12 protein-coding genes are annotated in these 16,268 nt (G+C 68.9%); 6 read left to right on the top strand and 6 right to left on the bottom strand.

What is annotated here, in order from left to right; translation table 11 throughout:
* Positions 1-62: 62 nt before the first annotated feature.
* On the bottom strand, positions 63-3,605 hold the full coding sequence (gene dnaE / locus ACX28W_RS08735; protein ID WP_458998173.1) for a DNA polymerase III subunit alpha: 3,543 nt from the start codon (positions 3,603-3,605) through the stop codon (positions 63-65).
* A gap of 234 nt (positions 3,606-3,839) precedes the next feature.
* Here dnaE and ACX28W_RS08730 point away from each other — a divergent pair, with 234 nt between their 5' ends.
* The 4 genes from ACX28W_RS08730 (at position 3,840) to ACX28W_RS08715 (ending at position 8,777) form a co-directional block, all read left to right on the top strand.
* Positions 3,840-5,183, top strand: a complete 1,344-nt coding sequence (locus ACX28W_RS08730) for a DUF2252 domain-containing protein (protein WP_458998172.1) — start codon at positions 3,840-3,842, stop codon at positions 5,181-5,183.
* Between the two features lie 67 nt (positions 5,184-5,250).
* The gene (locus ACX28W_RS08725) at positions 5,251-5,943 is read left to right on the top strand and encodes a hypothetical protein (RefSeq protein WP_458998171.1); all 693 of its coding nucleotides are present in this window, start codon (positions 5,251-5,253) and stop codon (positions 5,941-5,943) included.
* A 90-nt stretch (positions 5,944-6,033) separates the two neighbouring features.
* The gene (locus tag ACX28W_RS08720; protein WP_458998170.1) at positions 6,034-6,846 is read left to right on the top strand and encodes a DsbA family protein; all 813 of its coding nucleotides are present in this window, start codon (positions 6,034-6,036) and stop codon (positions 6,844-6,846) included.
* A gap of 263 nt (positions 6,847-7,109) precedes the next feature.
* Positions 7,110-8,777, top strand: coding sequence for an alkaline phosphatase D family protein (locus tag ACX28W_RS08715; RefSeq protein WP_458998169.1), 1,668 nt, complete (start codon positions 7,110-7,112; stop codon positions 8,775-8,777).
* A 14-nt stretch (positions 8,778-8,791) separates the two neighbouring features.
* On the opposite strand, the gene ACX28W_RS08710 is transcribed toward ACX28W_RS08715, so the two are convergent.
* Positions 8,792-9,361, bottom strand: a complete 570-nt coding sequence (locus tag ACX28W_RS08710) for a dienelactone hydrolase family protein (RefSeq protein WP_458998168.1) — start codon at positions 9,359-9,361, stop codon at positions 8,792-8,794.
* An 83-nt stretch (positions 9,362-9,444) separates the two neighbouring features.
* Here ACX28W_RS08710 and ACX28W_RS08705 point away from each other — a divergent pair, with 83 nt between their 5' ends.
* Together ACX28W_RS08705 and ACX28W_RS08700 are read left to right on the top strand one after the other, a co-directional pair.
* A complete protein-coding gene (locus tag ACX28W_RS08705) occupies positions 9,445-10,593 on the top strand; it encodes a mechanosensitive ion channel family protein (RefSeq protein ID WP_458998229.1) in 1,149 nt (382 codons plus the stop codon).
* Between the two features lie 180 nt (positions 10,594-10,773).
* Positions 10,774-12,000: an acyltransferase family protein gene (locus ACX28W_RS08700; protein WP_458998167.1), complete on the top strand. Its 1,227-nt coding sequence runs from the start codon at positions 10,774-10,776 to the stop codon at positions 11,998-12,000.
* A 360-nt stretch (positions 12,001-12,360) separates the two neighbouring features.
* Here ACX28W_RS08700 and ACX28W_RS08695 read toward each other — a convergent pair whose 3' ends face one another.
* The 4 genes from ACX28W_RS08695 to lspA all read right to left on the bottom strand — a co-directional run bounded on the left by ACX28W_RS08695 (position 12,361) and on the right by lspA (position 16,193).
* The gene (locus tag ACX28W_RS08695; RefSeq protein ID WP_458998166.1) at positions 12,361-13,947 is read right to left on the bottom strand and encodes a Na+/H+ antiporter; all 1,587 of its coding nucleotides are present in this window, start codon (positions 13,945-13,947) and stop codon (positions 12,361-12,363) included.
* A 106-nt stretch (positions 13,948-14,053) separates the two neighbouring features.
* A complete protein-coding gene (locus ACX28W_RS08690) occupies positions 14,054-14,521 on the bottom strand; it encodes a GNAT family N-acetyltransferase (protein WP_458998165.1) in 468 nt (155 codons plus the stop codon).
* Positions 14,518-15,462 carry an RluA family pseudouridine synthase gene (locus ACX28W_RS08685; protein WP_458998164.1) on the bottom strand — a complete coding sequence of 315 codons (945 nt, stop codon included), beginning with the start codon at positions 15,460-15,462 and terminating at the stop codon, positions 14,518-14,520. Before ACX28W_RS08685 ends, ACX28W_RS08690 begins: the two co-directional genes overlap by 4 nt.
* A gap of 71 nt (positions 15,463-15,533) precedes the next feature.
* Positions 15,534-16,193 (bottom strand): signal peptidase II, encoded by a 660-nt coding sequence (gene lspA, locus ACX28W_RS08680; RefSeq protein ID WP_458998163.1) that lies wholly within the window; start codon positions 16,191-16,193, stop codon positions 15,534-15,536.
* Between the last annotated feature and the right edge of the window lie 75 nt (positions 16,194-16,268).

The raw sequence follows: 16,268 nt of genomic DNA, 5'->3' as shown, positions 1-16,268 counted from the left end.
GCACATACAGAGGGGCGCATCCGGTTGTGGATGCGCCCCTCGCGTACATCAATTCACGTCTCTCAGCCCGCCAGGCAGGCCGGCCCCAGTAGCACCTTCAGGTCACCGAAGAGCGCCGGATCCGGCTTCACCCGGTGTCGGTCGAGCCGCAGCACCGTGGTCTTGAGCGGGCCCTGGAGCTTGATGCGCACCTCGCTGTCGCCCTTGTGGTGGCTGAGGATCTCGCCGAGGCGGCTCACCATCGGCGGGGTGACCTTCACCGCGGGGATGGTGAGGATCACCGGCGCGTTGGTGCCGGCGTTCGACAGGTCCGGGACCTGAAGTTCCATCGCGACGAGGCGCGGCACGTCCTCGCGCTTGTCGAGGCGTCCCTTGACGAAGACGACCGCGTCCTCGACGAGTTGGGTCGACACCAGTTGGTACGTCGCCGGGAAGAACATGCACTCGATGGAGCCCGCGAGGTCCTCGACGGTGGCGATCGCCCAGGCGTTGCCCTGCTTCGTCATCTTGCGCTGCAGGCCGGAGATGATGCCGCCGATGGTCACCACCGCGCCGTCCGCGTGCTCACCTCCGGTGAGCTGGGCAATGCCCGCGTCGGCCTTGTCGGACAGGACGTGCTCCAGCCCGAAGAGCGGGTGGTCGGAGACGTAGAGACCGAGCATCTCCCGCTCCTGGGCGAGCAGATAGGCCTTGTCCCACTCGTCGGTCGTGAACTCCACGTCGAGTCCGAAGCCGGGCTCGCTGGTCTCCTCCTCGCCCATGCCGCCGAAGAGGTCGAACTGGCCCTCGGCCTCCTTGCGCTTGACCGCCACCACGTTGTCGATCATAGGCTCGAAGTGCGCGGTGAGGCCCTTGCGGGTGTGCCCCATGGTGTCGAAGGCGCCGGCCTTGATGAGCGATTCCGTGGTGCGCTTGTTGCAGGCGGCGGCCTCGACCTTGTCCAGGTAGTCGGGGAAGGAGGCGTACTTCCCCTTGGCCTTGCGGGACCGGATGATCGAATCGACCACGCTCGTACCGACGTTGCGCACGGCCTCCAGGCCGAAGAGGATCACGTCGTCGCCCTGGGCGGCGAAGTTGTGCACCGACTCGTTGACGTTCGGCGGCAGCACCTTGATGCGCATGCGGCGGCACTCGTTGAGGTAGACCGCCGACTTGTCCTTGTCGTCCTTCACCGAGGTCAGCAGCGCGGCCATGTACTCGGCCGGGTAGTTCGCCTTGAGGTAGGCGGTCCAGTAGGTGACCAGGCCGTACGCGGAGGAGTGCGCCTTGTTGAACGCATAGCCGGCGAACGGGACCAGGACGTCCCAGAGGGCCTGGATCGCCGCGTCCGAGAAGCCGTTCTTCTTGGCGCCGGCCTGGAAGATGGTGAAGTTCTTCGCCAGCTCCTCGGGCTTCTTCTTGCCCATCACGCGGCGCAGGATGTCGGCCTCGCCGAGCGAGTAACCGGCGACGATCTGGGCGGCCTTCTGCACCTGCTCCTGGTACACGATGAGGCCGTAGGTCAGACCGAGCGTCTCCTTCAGGGGCTCCTCGAGCTCCGGGTGGATCGGCGTGATCTCCTGCCGGCCGTTCTTGCGCTCGGCGTAGTTCGTGTGCGAGTTCATGCCCATCGGACCCGGCCGATACAGGGCCGAAACGGCTGAAATGTCCTCGAAGTTGTCGGGCTGCATCTGGCGCAGCAGCGAGCGCATCGGGCCGCCGTCGAACTGGAACACACCGAGCGTGTCACCGCGGCAGAGCAGTTCGTACGTCTTGGGGTCGTCGAGCGGGATCTCGAGCATCTCCAGCTTGACGCCCTTGTTGGCCTCCACCATCTTCACGGCGTCGTCCATGATGGTGAGGTTGCGCAGGCCCAGGAAGTCCATCTTGATCAGGCCGAGCGACTCGCACTGCGGGTAGTCCCACTGCGTGATGGTGACGCCGTCGGTGTGCCGCACCCAGATCGGGGCGTGGTCGACGATCGGCTCGCTGGACATGATCACGCCGGCCGCGTGCACACCCATCTGCCGGACCAGGCCCTCCACGCCCTTGGCGGTGTCGATGACCTTCTTGACGTCCGGCTCGTTCTCGTACATCCCGCGGATCTCGCCCGCCTCGCCGTAGCGGGGGTGCGAGGGGTCGGTGATGCCGTTCAGGTCGATGCCCTTGCCGAGGACGTCGGCGGGCATGGCCTTGGTGAGGCGGTCGCCCATCGCGTACGGGTAGCCCAGCACGCGCGCGGAGTCCTTGATCGCGTTCTTGGCCTTGATCTTTCCGTACGTACCGATCATGGCGACCTTGTCCTCGCCGTACTTCTCGGTCACATACCTGATCACTTCGACGCGCCTGCGCTCGTCGAAGTCGATGTCGACATCGGGCATGGAGACGCGCTCGGGGTTGAGGAACCGCTCGAAGATCAGCCCGTGCTCGATCGGGTCGAGGTCGGTGATGCCCATGGCGTACGCGACGATCGAGCCGGCCGCGGAGCCACGGCCCGGGCCCACCGCGATGCCGTTGTTCTTGGCCCACATGATGAAGTCGGCGACGACGAGGAAGTACCCCGGGAACCCCATCTGGATGATGATGTCCATCTCGTACTCGGCCTGCTTCTGCCGGTCCTCGGGGACACCGCCCGGGTAGCGGCGGATCATGCCGCGCCGCACTTCCTCCTTGAACCAGGTGGTGTTGGTGTAACCCTCCTCCGGAATGTCGAACTTCGGCATGAGGTCGCGCTTCTCGAACATCCCGGTGGTGTCGATCTGCTCGGCGACCAGGAGGGTGTTGCGGCACCCCTCCTGCCAGGCGTCCGACGAGTCCACGGCGTACATCTCGTCCGTGGACTTCAGGTAGTAGCCGGTGCCGTCGAAGCGGAAGCGGTCGGGGTCCGAGAGGTTCTTGCCGGTCTGGATGCAGAGCAGGGCGTCGTGCGCGGTCGCCTCGTGGGCGTAGGTGTAGTGCGAGTCATTGGTGACCAGCGGCGGGATGCCGAGCTTCTTGCCGATCTCCAGGAGCCCGTCGCGGACCCGGCGCTCGATCTCGATGCCGTGGTCCATCAGCTCCAGGAAGTACCGGTCCTTGCCGAAGATGTCCTGGTACTCGGCGGCCGCCTTCAGGGCCTCGTCGTACTGGCCCAGGCGCAGCCGGGTCTGCAGCTCACCGGAGGGGCAGCCGGTGGAGGCGATGAGCCCCTCGGACCACTGGGAGATGGTCTCCTTGTCCATGCGGGGCCACTTCTGCAGCCAGCCCTCGGCGTACGCGTCCGAGGAGAGCTTGAAGAGGTTGTGCAGGCCCGTCTTGTTGGCCGCCCAGATCGTTTTGTGCGTGTAACCGCCCGAACCGGACACGTCGTCGCGCTTCTGGTGCGGCTGACCCCACTGGATCTTGCGCTTGTTGCGCCGGGACTCCGGAGCGACGTACGCCTCGATGCCGATGATCGGCGTGACGCCCGCCTTCTGAGCCGTGTGGAAGAAGTCGTACGCCCCGTGGAGGTTGCCGTGGTCGCTCATGGCGATGTGTGTCATGCCCATCTCATTGCAGGCATTGAACATGTCCTTGAGCCGCGCGGCACCGTCCAGCAGCGAGTACTGGGTATGGACGTGCAGGTGCGTGAACGGCGGCTTTGACACGGCTTCGGCCTCCAAGAAGAACAATCGTCGACAGGCTGCGGACAGTCTGGGGGGACAGCGTCGAAGTCTATGCCGGGCCACTGACACTCGGCGGAAGATCACCCGTACCTTCATCCGGGTACTCGGGCACTCCCACGTACCTTCGTCCGTTGGAGTCGGACGGAAGCATCCGTCCCGGCGGACGGCACCCCTTCCCACATGTCACGCACCACCTGCACCAGGAGGCACCCAGCGATGTCGGTCCCGCAGCTCAGCGCCGAGCAACGCGGCGAGCAGATCCTCGCCGTCTTCGACACCGCCTTCGGCGAGCTCCTGGCCGCCGACCCGGCCGCGTTCCGCGTGAAGTTCCGCAAGATGGCGGCCTCCGCCTTCGCGTTCTACCGGGGCACGGCGGGCCTCTTCTACCACGACCTCACCGCGGACATCGGCTTCGGCTCGAAGCGGGGCGGACCGTACCTGGACGAGCGGACCTCCCGGGTCTGGATCCACGGCGACCTGCACGCGGAGAACTTCGGCACGTACATGGACTCCCAGGGCCGCCTGATCTTCAACGTGAACGACTTCGACGAGGCGTACGTCGGCCCCTTCACCTGGGACCTCAAGCGCTTCGCCGCCTCCGTGGCGCTCATCGGGTACGCGAAGGCGCTCAGCGACGAGCAGATCACCGAGCTGGTCACGGTGTACGCGACCGCCTATCGCGAGCGGGTCCACGCCCTCGCCACCGGCGCCAAGAACGACGAGGTGCCGCCCTTCACCCTGGACACGGCCGAGGGCCCGCTCCTGGACGCCCTGCGCGACGCGCGCTCGCTGACCCGCTTCGGACTGCTCGACTCGATGACCGAGATCCGCGACTTCGAGCGCCGCTTCGCGCCCGGCGGCGGCTCCATCGAGCTCGACGCCGCCACCCGCTACAAGGTCCTCGCGGCCTTCGACGGCTACCTGGAGACGCTCCCGGAGTCCTCGCTCGCCCGCCCCGACTCGTACCGCGTGAAGGACGTCGTGGGCCGCCGCGGCATCGGCATCGGTTCGGCCGGCCTGCCCTCGTACAACATCCTTCTGGAGGGCAACAGCGACGCCCTGGAGAACGATGTCGTGATCTACATCAAGCAGGCCCAGACCCCGGCCGTCTCCCGGCACGTCACGGACGCCTCGATCCGCGAGTACTTCCAGCACGAGGGCCACCGCACGGTGATCTCCCAGCGCGCCCTCCAGGCACACGCCGACCCGTGGCTGGGCTGGACCGAGCTGGACGGCGCGGGCCAGCTCGTCGCCGAGGTCTCGCCGTACGCGGTGGACCTGGACTGGGGCGACATCGACGACCCGGAGGAGATCGCCTCGGTCGTCGCCGACCTGGGCCGGGCCACGGCCACCATGCACGCGGCCGCCGACGACGAGAGCGGTCACTCGGAGCTGGTCCCGTTCTCCACGGAGCGAGCCATCGACGCGGCGATCGCGGCCGAGGAGGACGGCTTCGCCGAGCTCCTGGTGGAATTCGCGCACAGCTACGGCGCACGCGCGCGTGCCGACCACCAGATCTTCGTCGACCTGTTCCGCAACGGCCGGATTCCGGGTCTGTAACCGTCCGCCCACTCATAGGAACCCTTTAGGGGTCCCCTACAGGAGTCCGTGACACACTCTCCCCGCTATGGACATATCCGGGACCCAGCTCAGAGCCGTGCGCGCGGCGCTGTTCACGGCACTCGTCGTGACACTCAGCACCGCGTCGCACGTGCTGCTGTCCCGGGTCCCGCTGCCGTTGAACACGGTGGCCGTGGTCGCCGCCGCCGTGTTCGTCGCCGCCTACGCCCTGGCAGGCCGCGAACGCGGCTTCGGTCGGATCGCCGCCCTCCTCATCCCGCTGGAACTGGCCGCCGACACGGTGTTCACCACCGGCCAGCACGTCTGCTACGGCGCGGCGGGCGGCCCGGTCGCCGGCCCCCTGCGCTCCGTCGGCTTCGACGTGCTGTGCGGCGGCGGCACCGACATCGGCACCCCGCTGGCCCGGGTGACCGGCACCGGTCCCGACCGGATCCCGGCACTGCTCGCCCACGCCGACCCGGCCACCGCCTGGCTGCTGCTCGGCGCGCACATCGGCGTCGGCCTCCTCGCGGCCGCCTGGCTGCGCCGCGGCGAGCAGGCGCTGGCCCAGGTACTGCGGGCGGTGACGGCGACCACGTTCCGCCCGCTGCTCCTCGCGGTCGCCGCGGTGGCGGTGAGCCCGGCTCCGGCGGTAAGCCTGCCGCAGCGCTCCGGCCGCCGTACGACCACCGCCCGCGACCGGATCCTCGTGCACTCCCTGGGACGGCGTGGACCGCCGCGCTCGGCCGCTTTCGCGTGACCAGCCACCGCGAACAGCCACTGAGCACCAGCAGTCCCCCGTACGTATTCCGCGCACACCGTGTGCGCGTCCCCACTGGAGATCACCACCATGAGCAAGCGGAACAGCCAGGCCTCGAAGAACGCCGCCCGTGAGCGGCTGCGCCAGGAGCGCGAGCGGCAGGCCAAGCGCGACAAGGTCAAGCGCCAGGTCATCGTGGCCTGTTCGATCGTCGGCGTCCTCGCGATAGCCGGCGGCATCAGCTACGCGGTCGTGCAGGGCAACAAGCCCGGCTACTGGGAGGCCGCGAAGGACGACAAGCTCGTCAAGCCGGCCAACACCACCGGCGAGAACGGCACCACCGTCGTCATCGGCGAGAGCAGCGCCAAGAAGACCCTGGTCATGTACGAGGACCCGCGCTGCCCGATCTGCGCCCAGTTCGAGCAGACCGTCGGCGCGACCGTCGACAAGGGCATCGAGGACGGCAAGTACAAGGTCCAGTACGTCGGTGCCACGTTCCTCGACAACAGCCTGACCGGCGAGGGCTCCAAGAACGCGCTCAGCGCCCTGGGTGCCGCGCTGAACGTCAGCCCCGAGGCGTTCCTCGAGTACAAGACCGCGCTGTACTCGACGAAGTGGCACCCGGAGGAGTCGGACGACAAGTTCAAGGACGACTCCTACCTGATCGAGGTGGCCGACACGGTCGACGCCCTGAAGGACAACAAGAAGTTCCAGAACGCCGTGAACAACGGCACCTACGACAAGTGGGCCCTGGAGATGTCCTCGACGTTCGACGACAGCGGCGTGCAGGGCACCCCGACGCTGAAGATGGACGGCAAGACGCTCACCGGTTCCGACGGCGAGAACGCGCCGATGACGGTGGCCGACTTCAACACCGCGATCGAGGCCGCGCTCAAGGCCTGAGACTGAGACCGACCGGCAATGGGAGGGTGGGAGAAGGAGCGGGGTCTGGTGCGTGCAGCTGCAAGGCGGAGGAGGGAGTGATGGCGGAGCCATCGCGACCGACGACAACGCGGCAGATGTGCGTGCCGGACCCCGCGACGCCGCCCTCCCGTTGCCGGTCGGTCTGAACCCTCCGGGGCCTCAGCCGACCTCCAGCCGAAGAGCGGGCGAACTTTTGCGAGTTCGCCCGCTCTTGGTCATACCGGTCAGTAACCTGATCGCTCGTGACCAGTCGAAACAGATCAACCGACAGCGCCAACTGGCGTACGCCGCGCCGCCGTTCGGTCGTCAAGGCCGCGGCCGCCACCGCCGGCGTCACCGCCTTCGCAGCCCCGCTCGCGGCCACCCTGCCGGCCCGCGCCGCCGAGGCCCCCACCTTCCTGCACGGTGTCGCCTCCGGTGACCCGCTGCCCGACGGCATCCTGCTGTGGACCCGGGTGACTCCCACCGCCGCGGCGATACCGGGCTCCGGACTCGGCCCGGACACCGAGGTCAGTTGGACCGTCGCCAAGGACAAGGCGTTCACCAACGTCGTCGCCAAGGGCTCCCTCACCGCGACCGCCGCCTCCGACCACACCGTCAAGGCGGACATCCGCGGCCTTCAGCCCGCCACCGACTACTGGTTCCGCTTCTCCGCCGGGGGCACCGACTCCCCCGCCGCCCGCACCCGCACCGCGCCCGCCGCCGACGCCGCCGTCCCGGGCCTGCGCTTCGGCGTGGTCTCCTGCGCCAACTGGGAAGCCGGGTACTTCTCCTCGTACCGCCATCTCGCGGCCCGTGGCGACCTGGACGCCTGGCTGCACCTCGGCGACTACATCTACGAGTACGGAACCGGCGAGTACGGGACGCGCGACACCGTCGTACGACCGCACGCGCCCACCCACGAGATCCTGACGCTCGCCGACTACCGCACCCGGCACGGGCGTTACAAGACCGACCCCGACCTCCAGGCGCTGCACGCGGCGGCTCCGGTCGTCGCGATCTGGGACGACCACGAGTTCGCCAACGACACCTGGTCGGGCGGTGCCGAGAACCACACCGAAGGATCCGAGGGCACCTGGGCCGCGCGTCAGGCCGCCGCCAAGCAGGCGTACTTCGAGTGGATGCCGGTCCGTCCGGCGATCGCCGGCACCACCTACCGCCGCCTGCGCTTCGGCAAGCTCGCCGATCTCTCCCTGCTCGACCTGCGCTCCTTCCGCTCCCAGCAGGTCGCCGTCGGCAACGGCGAGGTCGACGACCCGGACCGTACGCTCACCGGTCGTGCCCAGCTCGACTGGCTGAAGGCGGGGCTGAAGGCGTCCGACACCAGCTGGCGACTGGTCGGCAACTCGGTGATGATCTCGCCGTTCGCGGTGGGCTCGCTCTCCGCGGACCTGCTGAAGCCGCTCGCCAAGCTGCTGGGCCTGCCGCAGGATGGCCTCGCCCTCAACACCGACCAGTGGGACGGCTACACGGACGACCGCCGCGAACTCCTCGCGCACCTGCGCTCCCACGCCATCCGCAACACGGTCTTCCTGACCGGCGACATCCACATGGCGTGGGCCAACGACGTGCCGGTGGACGCCGGTACGTACCCGCTGTCCCCCTCCGCCGCCACCGAGTTCGTCGTCACCTCGGTCACCTCCGACAACCTCGACGACATCGTCAAGGTCCCCGAAGGAACCCTCACCGCGATCGCCGGGCCGATCATCCGCGCCGCCAACCGGCACGTCCACTGGGTCGACACCGACCGCCACGGCTACGGCGTCCTGGACATCACCACCGACCGCGCGCAGATGGACTACTACGTCCTCTCCGACCGCACGAAGGCCAACGCGACCTCGTCGTGGTGGCGTTCGTACCGCACGCGCAGCGGCACGCAGCAGGTGGAGCGGACCTACGACCCGGTGTAACCCGGTATGAGGCCCTACAGGTTGTCGAGGAAGCCGAGCGCCACCTTCCAGGTGGCCTCGGCCGCCTCGGCGTCGTAGTCGGGTAGGTCGGGGTCGGTGTAGACATGTCCGGCCCCGGCGTACCGATAGATCTCCACGTCCGCTCCCGCTCTCTGCATCTGCAGATACCAGGCACTCAGCCAGTCGTCCGTCTCGAACGCGTCGGGCTCCGCGACATGCAGCTGGACCGGCAGCTCGTCCGCCGACGCGCTCTCCGCGATGTCCGACGTGCCGTGCAGAAGGAGCAGCCCGCGGGCCTTCTCGTCACCGAGCGCCAGGGTCTGCGCGATGGAGGCGCCGAGCGAGAATCCCGCGTACACCAAGCCGCGTTCGGAATAGGGCGCGGCAGCGAGGACCGCGCGCTTGAGCAACTCGTCCTTGCCGATCGCGTCGTTGAACGCCATGCCCTCCTCCACGGTCTCGAAGGTGCGCCCCTCGAAGAGGTCGGGCGTCCACACCTCGTGCCCCGCGGCACGCAGCCGGTCCGCCGCGGCGCGCACCGCCGGCCGCAGCCCGTAGGTCGAGTGAAAGAGCATGATGTTCATGAACCCCATCGTGCCAGCCGGCACTGACATCGCATGTTCAGGGCGCCCCCGGGCCGGTTACGGTCAAGGACATGGACATCGGCATGGAGAACGTACTGCGTCCGCTGATCGTCGTCGGTGGATCGGTCGTGCTCGCTCTGCTCATCGGGTGGGCCGTCGACCACCTGCTGCGACACGCCGACGCCCGGCGCGAGACCCCACTGTGGGGCCTGCTCCGCCGCGGCCGCGTCCCCTTCCGGTTCATGCTGTTCGCGGCCCTGCTGCGAGGCTCGTACGACCAGGTGAAGCTGCTGGTGGACCACCGGGTCGGCATCGGCCGGGCCCTGACCCTGATCCTCATCGGGTCGGCCGCGTGGCTGGTGGTGCGCATCGCGACGGCGATCGTCGAGACCTCGTACACCCGCTACGCGGCCTCCCACCGCGACCCGGCGCGGGTCCGCCGGGTGCGCACGCAGGTGACACTGATCCAACGCGTACTGTCGGCGATCGTCGCCGTGGTGGCGATCGCCTCGATGCTGCTCACGTTCCCGGCGATGCGGGCGGCCGGCGCCTCGCTCCTCGCCTCGGCCGGTGTCCTCGGCATCGTCGCCGGTGTCGCCGCCCAGTCCACGCTGGCGAACCTCTTCGCCGGGCTGCAGATCGCCTTCGGTGACATGGTCCGCCTCGGTGACACGGTCGTGGTGGACGGCGAGTGGGGCACGGTCGAGGAGATCACGCTGACGTTCCTGACGGTGCGGACGTGGGACGAGCGCCGGATCACGATGCCGGTCTCGTACTTCACCTCGAAGCCCTTCGAGAACTGGTCGCGCGGCAGCGCCATGATGACCGGCATCGTCTTCTTCCACGTCGACCACAGTGCGCCGGTGGAGGCGATGCGCGAGAAGCTGCGGGACATCCTGCGCGACTGCCCGGCCTGGGACGGCCGCGAACACAACCTGGCCGTCACCGACTCGACGCCCAACACCATGCAGGTACGCGCCCTGGTCACGGCGAAGGACGCGGACGACATCTGGACGGTACGGGTCACGGTGCGCGAGCAGATGATCCGCTGGCTGACCGAGGAGCACCCCTACGCGCTCCCCCGCGTCAACACCGCGGACGCGGTGCTGGCGCCGGGCCGGGCCGACGGGCGGGTTCCTCGGCCGGGCCGCGGCGAGTCGGACGGTGCGGCGGCCCGCCCGGACCACGGTCGCGTCCCCGAGTCACCCCACACGGGCCCCGGACGGGTCTGAGCCGAAGCCGCAGTCAAGTGAAGTCTTGGCGAACGCTGTTGTGCGTCTCGGCAATGGTTCGGGCAACTGCGCATCGTAGACGTGAGGTTTGTTCCTGTTCTTTCCCTGTGGGGTGATTGTGCCTGCCGTAGCGTGAGCCGTTCTGTTGCCGCCCTCGGGGGGCGGAGTTCTCTCGTGGGGATGGGACAGGTTCCGATGCAGGGCACGGACGGCATATCGTCGATACCGATGCAGGTCGTGGGCGGGTTGCGCAAGCCGCTCCCCCCACTCACCGCGGGCGAGCAGCCGCCGCGGCCCGCCGGGACGGATGCGAGGCAGGCCACCGTCCGCGGGCGGGAGGGCCGCCGGCTGTACGCCATCGACGGCATCCGCCTGCTCGCCGCCCTGATGGTGGCCGTACACCACTACGCCGGCACCTACCGGGTCAACCAGCCGAACAACGCGATCTGGGACCGGCCGACGTCCGACATCATGCCTTCGGTGTTCCGGTTCGCCGCCTACGGCTGGATCGGCGTCGAGATCTTCTTCGTGATCAGCGGCTTCGTGATCTGCATGTCGTGCTGGGGCCGTACCCCGCGGCAGTTCTTCGTCTCGCGGGTGATCCGGCTCTACCCGGCGTACTGGTTCGCCATCGTCCTCACCACGGGCGTCCTGGTGGCCGTGCCCGGCGTGTGGGAGCGGCTTCGGCTGCGCGAGGTCCTGTTCAACTTCACGATGCTGCAGTCCGGTTCACGCGTGTCGAACGTCGACGGCGTGTACTGGACCCTCTGGTCCGAGCTGCGCTTCTACCTGCTCTTCCTGCTCGTCGTCGCCACGGGGCTGACGTACCGCAAGGTCGTCTTGTTCTGCTGCGCGTGGGGCGCCGCCGCGATGCTCGCGCCGGTGTCCGACTTCCATCTGCTGGTGCTGGTCGCCAACCCGGACGGCGCCTGGTACTTCATCGCGGGGCTGGCGCTCTACCTCATGCACCGGTTCGGCCAGGACCTGCTGCTGTGGGGCATCCTCGGCATGGCGTGGCTGATGGGCCAGCTGGAGCTGGGGCACCGCATCGACACGGTCGAGCACGTCTCCGGCTGGCGGGGCAGCGTGCTGATCTTCACCGTGTTCCTGCTGGTCATGGTCGCGATCGCGGTCGGTCTGACCGACCGGATCCGCTGGAAGTGGCTCGTGACCGCCGGCGCCCTGACGTACCCGTTCTATCTGATGCACTACGTGGCCGGTACGACGCTGATCAACCGCCTGCGGGACACCATGGACGCCCGACTGCTGGTCGTGGCCGTGATCGCCGGCTTCCTGGTCCTGAGCTGGCTGGTCCACCGCTTCGTGGAGCGGCCCCTGGCCCGGATGCTGAAGAAGGGCCTGGACACGTCCTTCGCCCGCCTGCGCAACGCGGGAAACACGGCCTGACAGGAATGATCCGAGGGGACGGCTTCCCCACCGCCACAAGCCCGCAGCCACACCCCAGCGGGACACAGCTGCAAAGCCGCGGCACAAACACCAAGCTCACCACCCACCAACCACAGCCCGCCCCCACCCCCGCAGTCCCCCTACTCCCCACGGCCCCTCTACTCCCCTGCCCCCCTGCTCCCCGCAGGCCCCTCACTCCCCGCAGGCCCCCACTCCCCACAGTTCCCCCACTCCCCGCAGGCCCCCACTCCCTGCAGTTCCCCCTTCTCCCTGCAGCCGCCCACGGCGATTCCCCCCACAGGCAACCCGCACCTGTCATCGGGCCAGAAGCGGGCGGTGCGTGGGCGGGAGAACACCACGTCACCTCAAGCTGCGCACATCCAAATGCCGCAACACCCGATCCACAATCTCCGGATCCGCCCCCGGCTCACTCCGCGCCGCCAGCACCTCATGCCGAGCCGCACTCATCATCTCCCCCTGAATCCGCCGCATCCGCTTGATCCGCCGAGCCCGCTTCTCATGCGCCTCCCTCCGCTCCTCGTCCCCCATATCCGGACTGATCCGCACCCCGATGTCGAAGGCCCGCCGCAGCAACTGCTCGGACACCTCCTCCGGCAGCTCCTCCACCTCCTCGATCTCCCTGAGCCTCCGCTTCGCGGCCTTCGCGGCCCGAATCGCCAGCTCCTTCTCGAACGCCTTCTCGACATCCATGTCGGCCCGCACCCCGAGCTTCCTGACCAGCCACGGCAATGTGAGCCCCTGCAGCACGAGCGTCGCCATGATCACCCCGAACGCGATGAAGACGATCTCGTCCCGGTCCGGAAACGGCGACCCTTCCTCCGTCTTCAGCGGAATCGCCAGCGCCAACGCCACGGAGGCCACCCCCCGCATCCCCGACCACCACATCACCACGGTCTCCCGCCAGGAGGCCGGAATCTCCTCGTCGTAGTCCCGCTTGGCGTGCAGCCGTTGGGCCAGCCAGGTCGCCGGCAGCAGCCACACCAGCCGTACGAGCACGACGACGGCGACGATCGCGGCGGCCCACCCGAGCATCTCGCCCCACCGCCCCGACGCCGTCCTGACGGCGTGGTGCAGCTCGAGCCCGATCAGCCCGAACGCGACCCCGGTGACGAGCGTGTCCACCACATCCCAGACGCTCGCACCGGCCAGCCGGGTCACAACGTCGTCGGCATCGGTGGCGTACTCCGCCAGGAACAGCGCGGTGGTGAGCACGGCGAGCACCCCGGACCCGTGCAGTTCTTCGGCCAGGACGTACGAGGCGTACGGCACGAGCAGCGTCAGCCCGATCTGCAGCGTGGCGTCACCGAGCAGGTCCATCAGCTTGTTCGCGGCCCAGCCGAGCGCCAGCCCGACGGCGACCGCGACGACGGCGGACAGCACGAAGTCCAGCCCGGCCCGCCACGGCGAGAAGGTGCCGCTCACGACAGCGGCGATCGCGACGTGATAGAGCACGATGGCCGTCACATCGTTGAACAGCCCCTCGCCCTCGAGAACCGAAACCAGCCGGCGCGGCAGTCCGAGCTGTCCCGCCACGGCGGTCGCGGCGACCGGGTCGGGCGGCGCCACGAGCGCCCCGAGCGCCACGGCGGCGGCGATCGGCAGCCCCGGCACGATCGCGTTCGCGACGACCGCCACGGCCACAGTGGTGACGAACACCAGCGCCACGGCCAGCAGGAAGATCGGCCGTTTGTTGGCGGCGAACTGTCTCCACGACGTCCGCCGCACCGAGACGTACAGCAGCGGCGGCAGCAGCAAGGGCAGGATCAGCTCGGGCGGGATGTCCACGTCGGGCACGAACGCCAGCATGGCCAGCACGATCCCGAGGAGCGTCATCAGCACCGGCGCCGGCAGCCCGAGCCGGTCCCCCACCGGGACACTCACCACGGCCCCGAGCAACAGCATGAACAACAGGGCCAACTGATCCACGGTCAGCGCTCCGGCGAGGTCTAGGCGATCAAGAAAGTGCCAGACCCTCAGCGTGCCACGCGCCTACGACAATGCCCCCTCGGCAAGCCCCTCGCGGCAAACCCTCTTACAGGGCCTTGCGCATCGCCCGGTGCTCGATACCCGCGTCGAGGAATTCCTCGCCGTACGCCACGTACCCGAGCCGCTCGTAGAACCCCAGCGCCTGCGTCTGCGCATGCAGGTCCACCGCCGCCAGCCCACGCGCGCGTGCCGCGTCCTCGATGGCGCCCACGAGGGCGACACCGACACCGAGCCCGCGCGCCGCCTTCATCACGGCGAGCCGCCCGAGCGAACCGACGGTCAGGTCACCGCCGGTCTTCGCGGCGGCCTCCTCACCGTCCAGGAGCCGCCCGGTGCCGAGCGGCACCCCGTCCGCGCGGACCGCCAGCACGTGTACGGCCCCGTCGTCGTACGCGTCGTACTCGATGTCCTCGGGTACGCCCTGTTCGCCGACGAAGACCTCCTTGCGTACCGCGAAGCACGCCTCACGGTCGGCCGCGTCCTCGGCCACCCGCACCACGTACGTGGCGCTCACGCGTAGCTCTCCTCACGCACCTTGTCGAGCGCCTGCTGCAGATCCTCGGGGTAGTCGCTCCCGAACTCCACCCACTGCCCGTCCCCGGGGTGCTCGAAGCCGAGTCGCACCGCGTGCAGCCACTGCCGGGTGAGGCCGAGCCGCTTGGCGATCGTCGGGTCCGCGCCGTAGGTCAGGTCGCCCACGCAGGGGTGCCGGTGAGCCGCCATGTGGACGCGGATCTGGTGGGTGCGCCCGGTCTCCAGCTTGATGTCGAGGAGGGAGGCCGCGCGGAACGCCTCGATCAGGTCGTAGTGCGTGACGGACGGCTTGCCCTCGGCCGTGACCGCCCACTTGTAGTCGTGGTTCGGATGCCGGCCGATGGGCGCGTCGATGGTGCCGCTCATCGGGTCGGGGTGTCCCTGGACCAGCGCGTTGTACCGCTTGTCGACCGTACGTTCCTTGAACTGCCGCTTCAGCGAGGTGTACGCCCGCTCAGACTTGGCCACGGCCATCAGCCCGGAGGTGCCGACGTCCAGCCGGTGCACGATGCCCTGGCGCTCGGCGGCACCCGAGGTCGAGATCCGGTACCCGGCCGCAGCGAGCCCGCCGATCACCGTCGGTCCGCTCCAGCCGGGGCTCGGGTGGGCGGCCACACCGACCGGCTTGACGATCACGACGAAGTCGTCGTCGTCATAGACGATCTCCATGCCCTCGACGGGCTCGGCGACGATCTGCACGGGCGCGGGAGCCTGCGGCATCTCCACTTCGAGCCAGGCACCGCCGTGCACCCGCTCGGACTTGCCGACCACCGATCCGTCGACCGTGACCTTCCCCGCCGCGGCAAGCTCGGCGGCCTTCGTGCGGGAGAAGCCGAACATGCGGGAGATGACGGCGTCGACGCGCTCGCCCTCCAGGCCGTCGGGCACGGGCAGGTTTCGGATCTCGGGAATCGTGCTCACTCGTCGAGTATGCCGGACGCGTCCGACAGCCCCTTACCAGAGCCTCGGTCCCCGAGCCTCAGCCCCGAGCCTCAGTCCTTGTGGACGGTCCCGTCGGGATCGAGCCCCCGGAAGGACAGCAGCACGATCAGGATGCCGCCGCAGACGATCGCCGAGTCGGCCAGGTTGAAGACCGCGAAGTGCTTGGGCGCGATGAAGTCGACGACAGCGCCCTTGAAGACGCCGGGCGAACGGAAGACCCGGTCGGTCAGATTGCCCAGCGCGCCGCCCAGCAGCAGGCCGAGGGCGATCGCCCAGGGCAGGCTGTAGAGCTTGCGGGCGAGCCGCGCGATCACCACGATCACCGCCGCCGCGATCACCGTGAAGATGATCGTGAACGCCTCACCGAAGCCGAAGGCCGCGCCCGCGTTGCGGATCGCCTCGAACTTCAGCCAGTCCCCGATGATCTCGATCGAGTCGTGGTGCTCCAGCTTCGCGACCACGATCATCTTGCTGACGAGGTCGAGGGCGTACGCCAGCGCGGCGACCGAGAACAGGACGGCGATCCTGCGCCGCCCCTTCGGCCGCTCCTGCGGGGCCTTCGTCCCGTCCACGCCGGACTGCTCGGCCGGGGCCGACTCGCCGGGGCCGGACCGGTCGCCCGACGCCGCGTTCCCGTCGGACTGCTCCGGCTCGGCGCCCGCCGCTCCTGGGATATCCGGCGTACCGATGATGCGCTCCGCCTCTGCCACGTAAGTGAGTCCCTCGACCTAGGTGCCTGACTGAGGACGAGGGTACGTCACACCCCCCGGCACACATGTGCTCAG

This window comes from Streptomyces sp. SD15 (assembly GCF_054462255.1).
The sequence above is the reverse complement of the archived record's forward strand: the minus strand, read 5'-3'. Positions and strand labels throughout refer to the sequence as shown.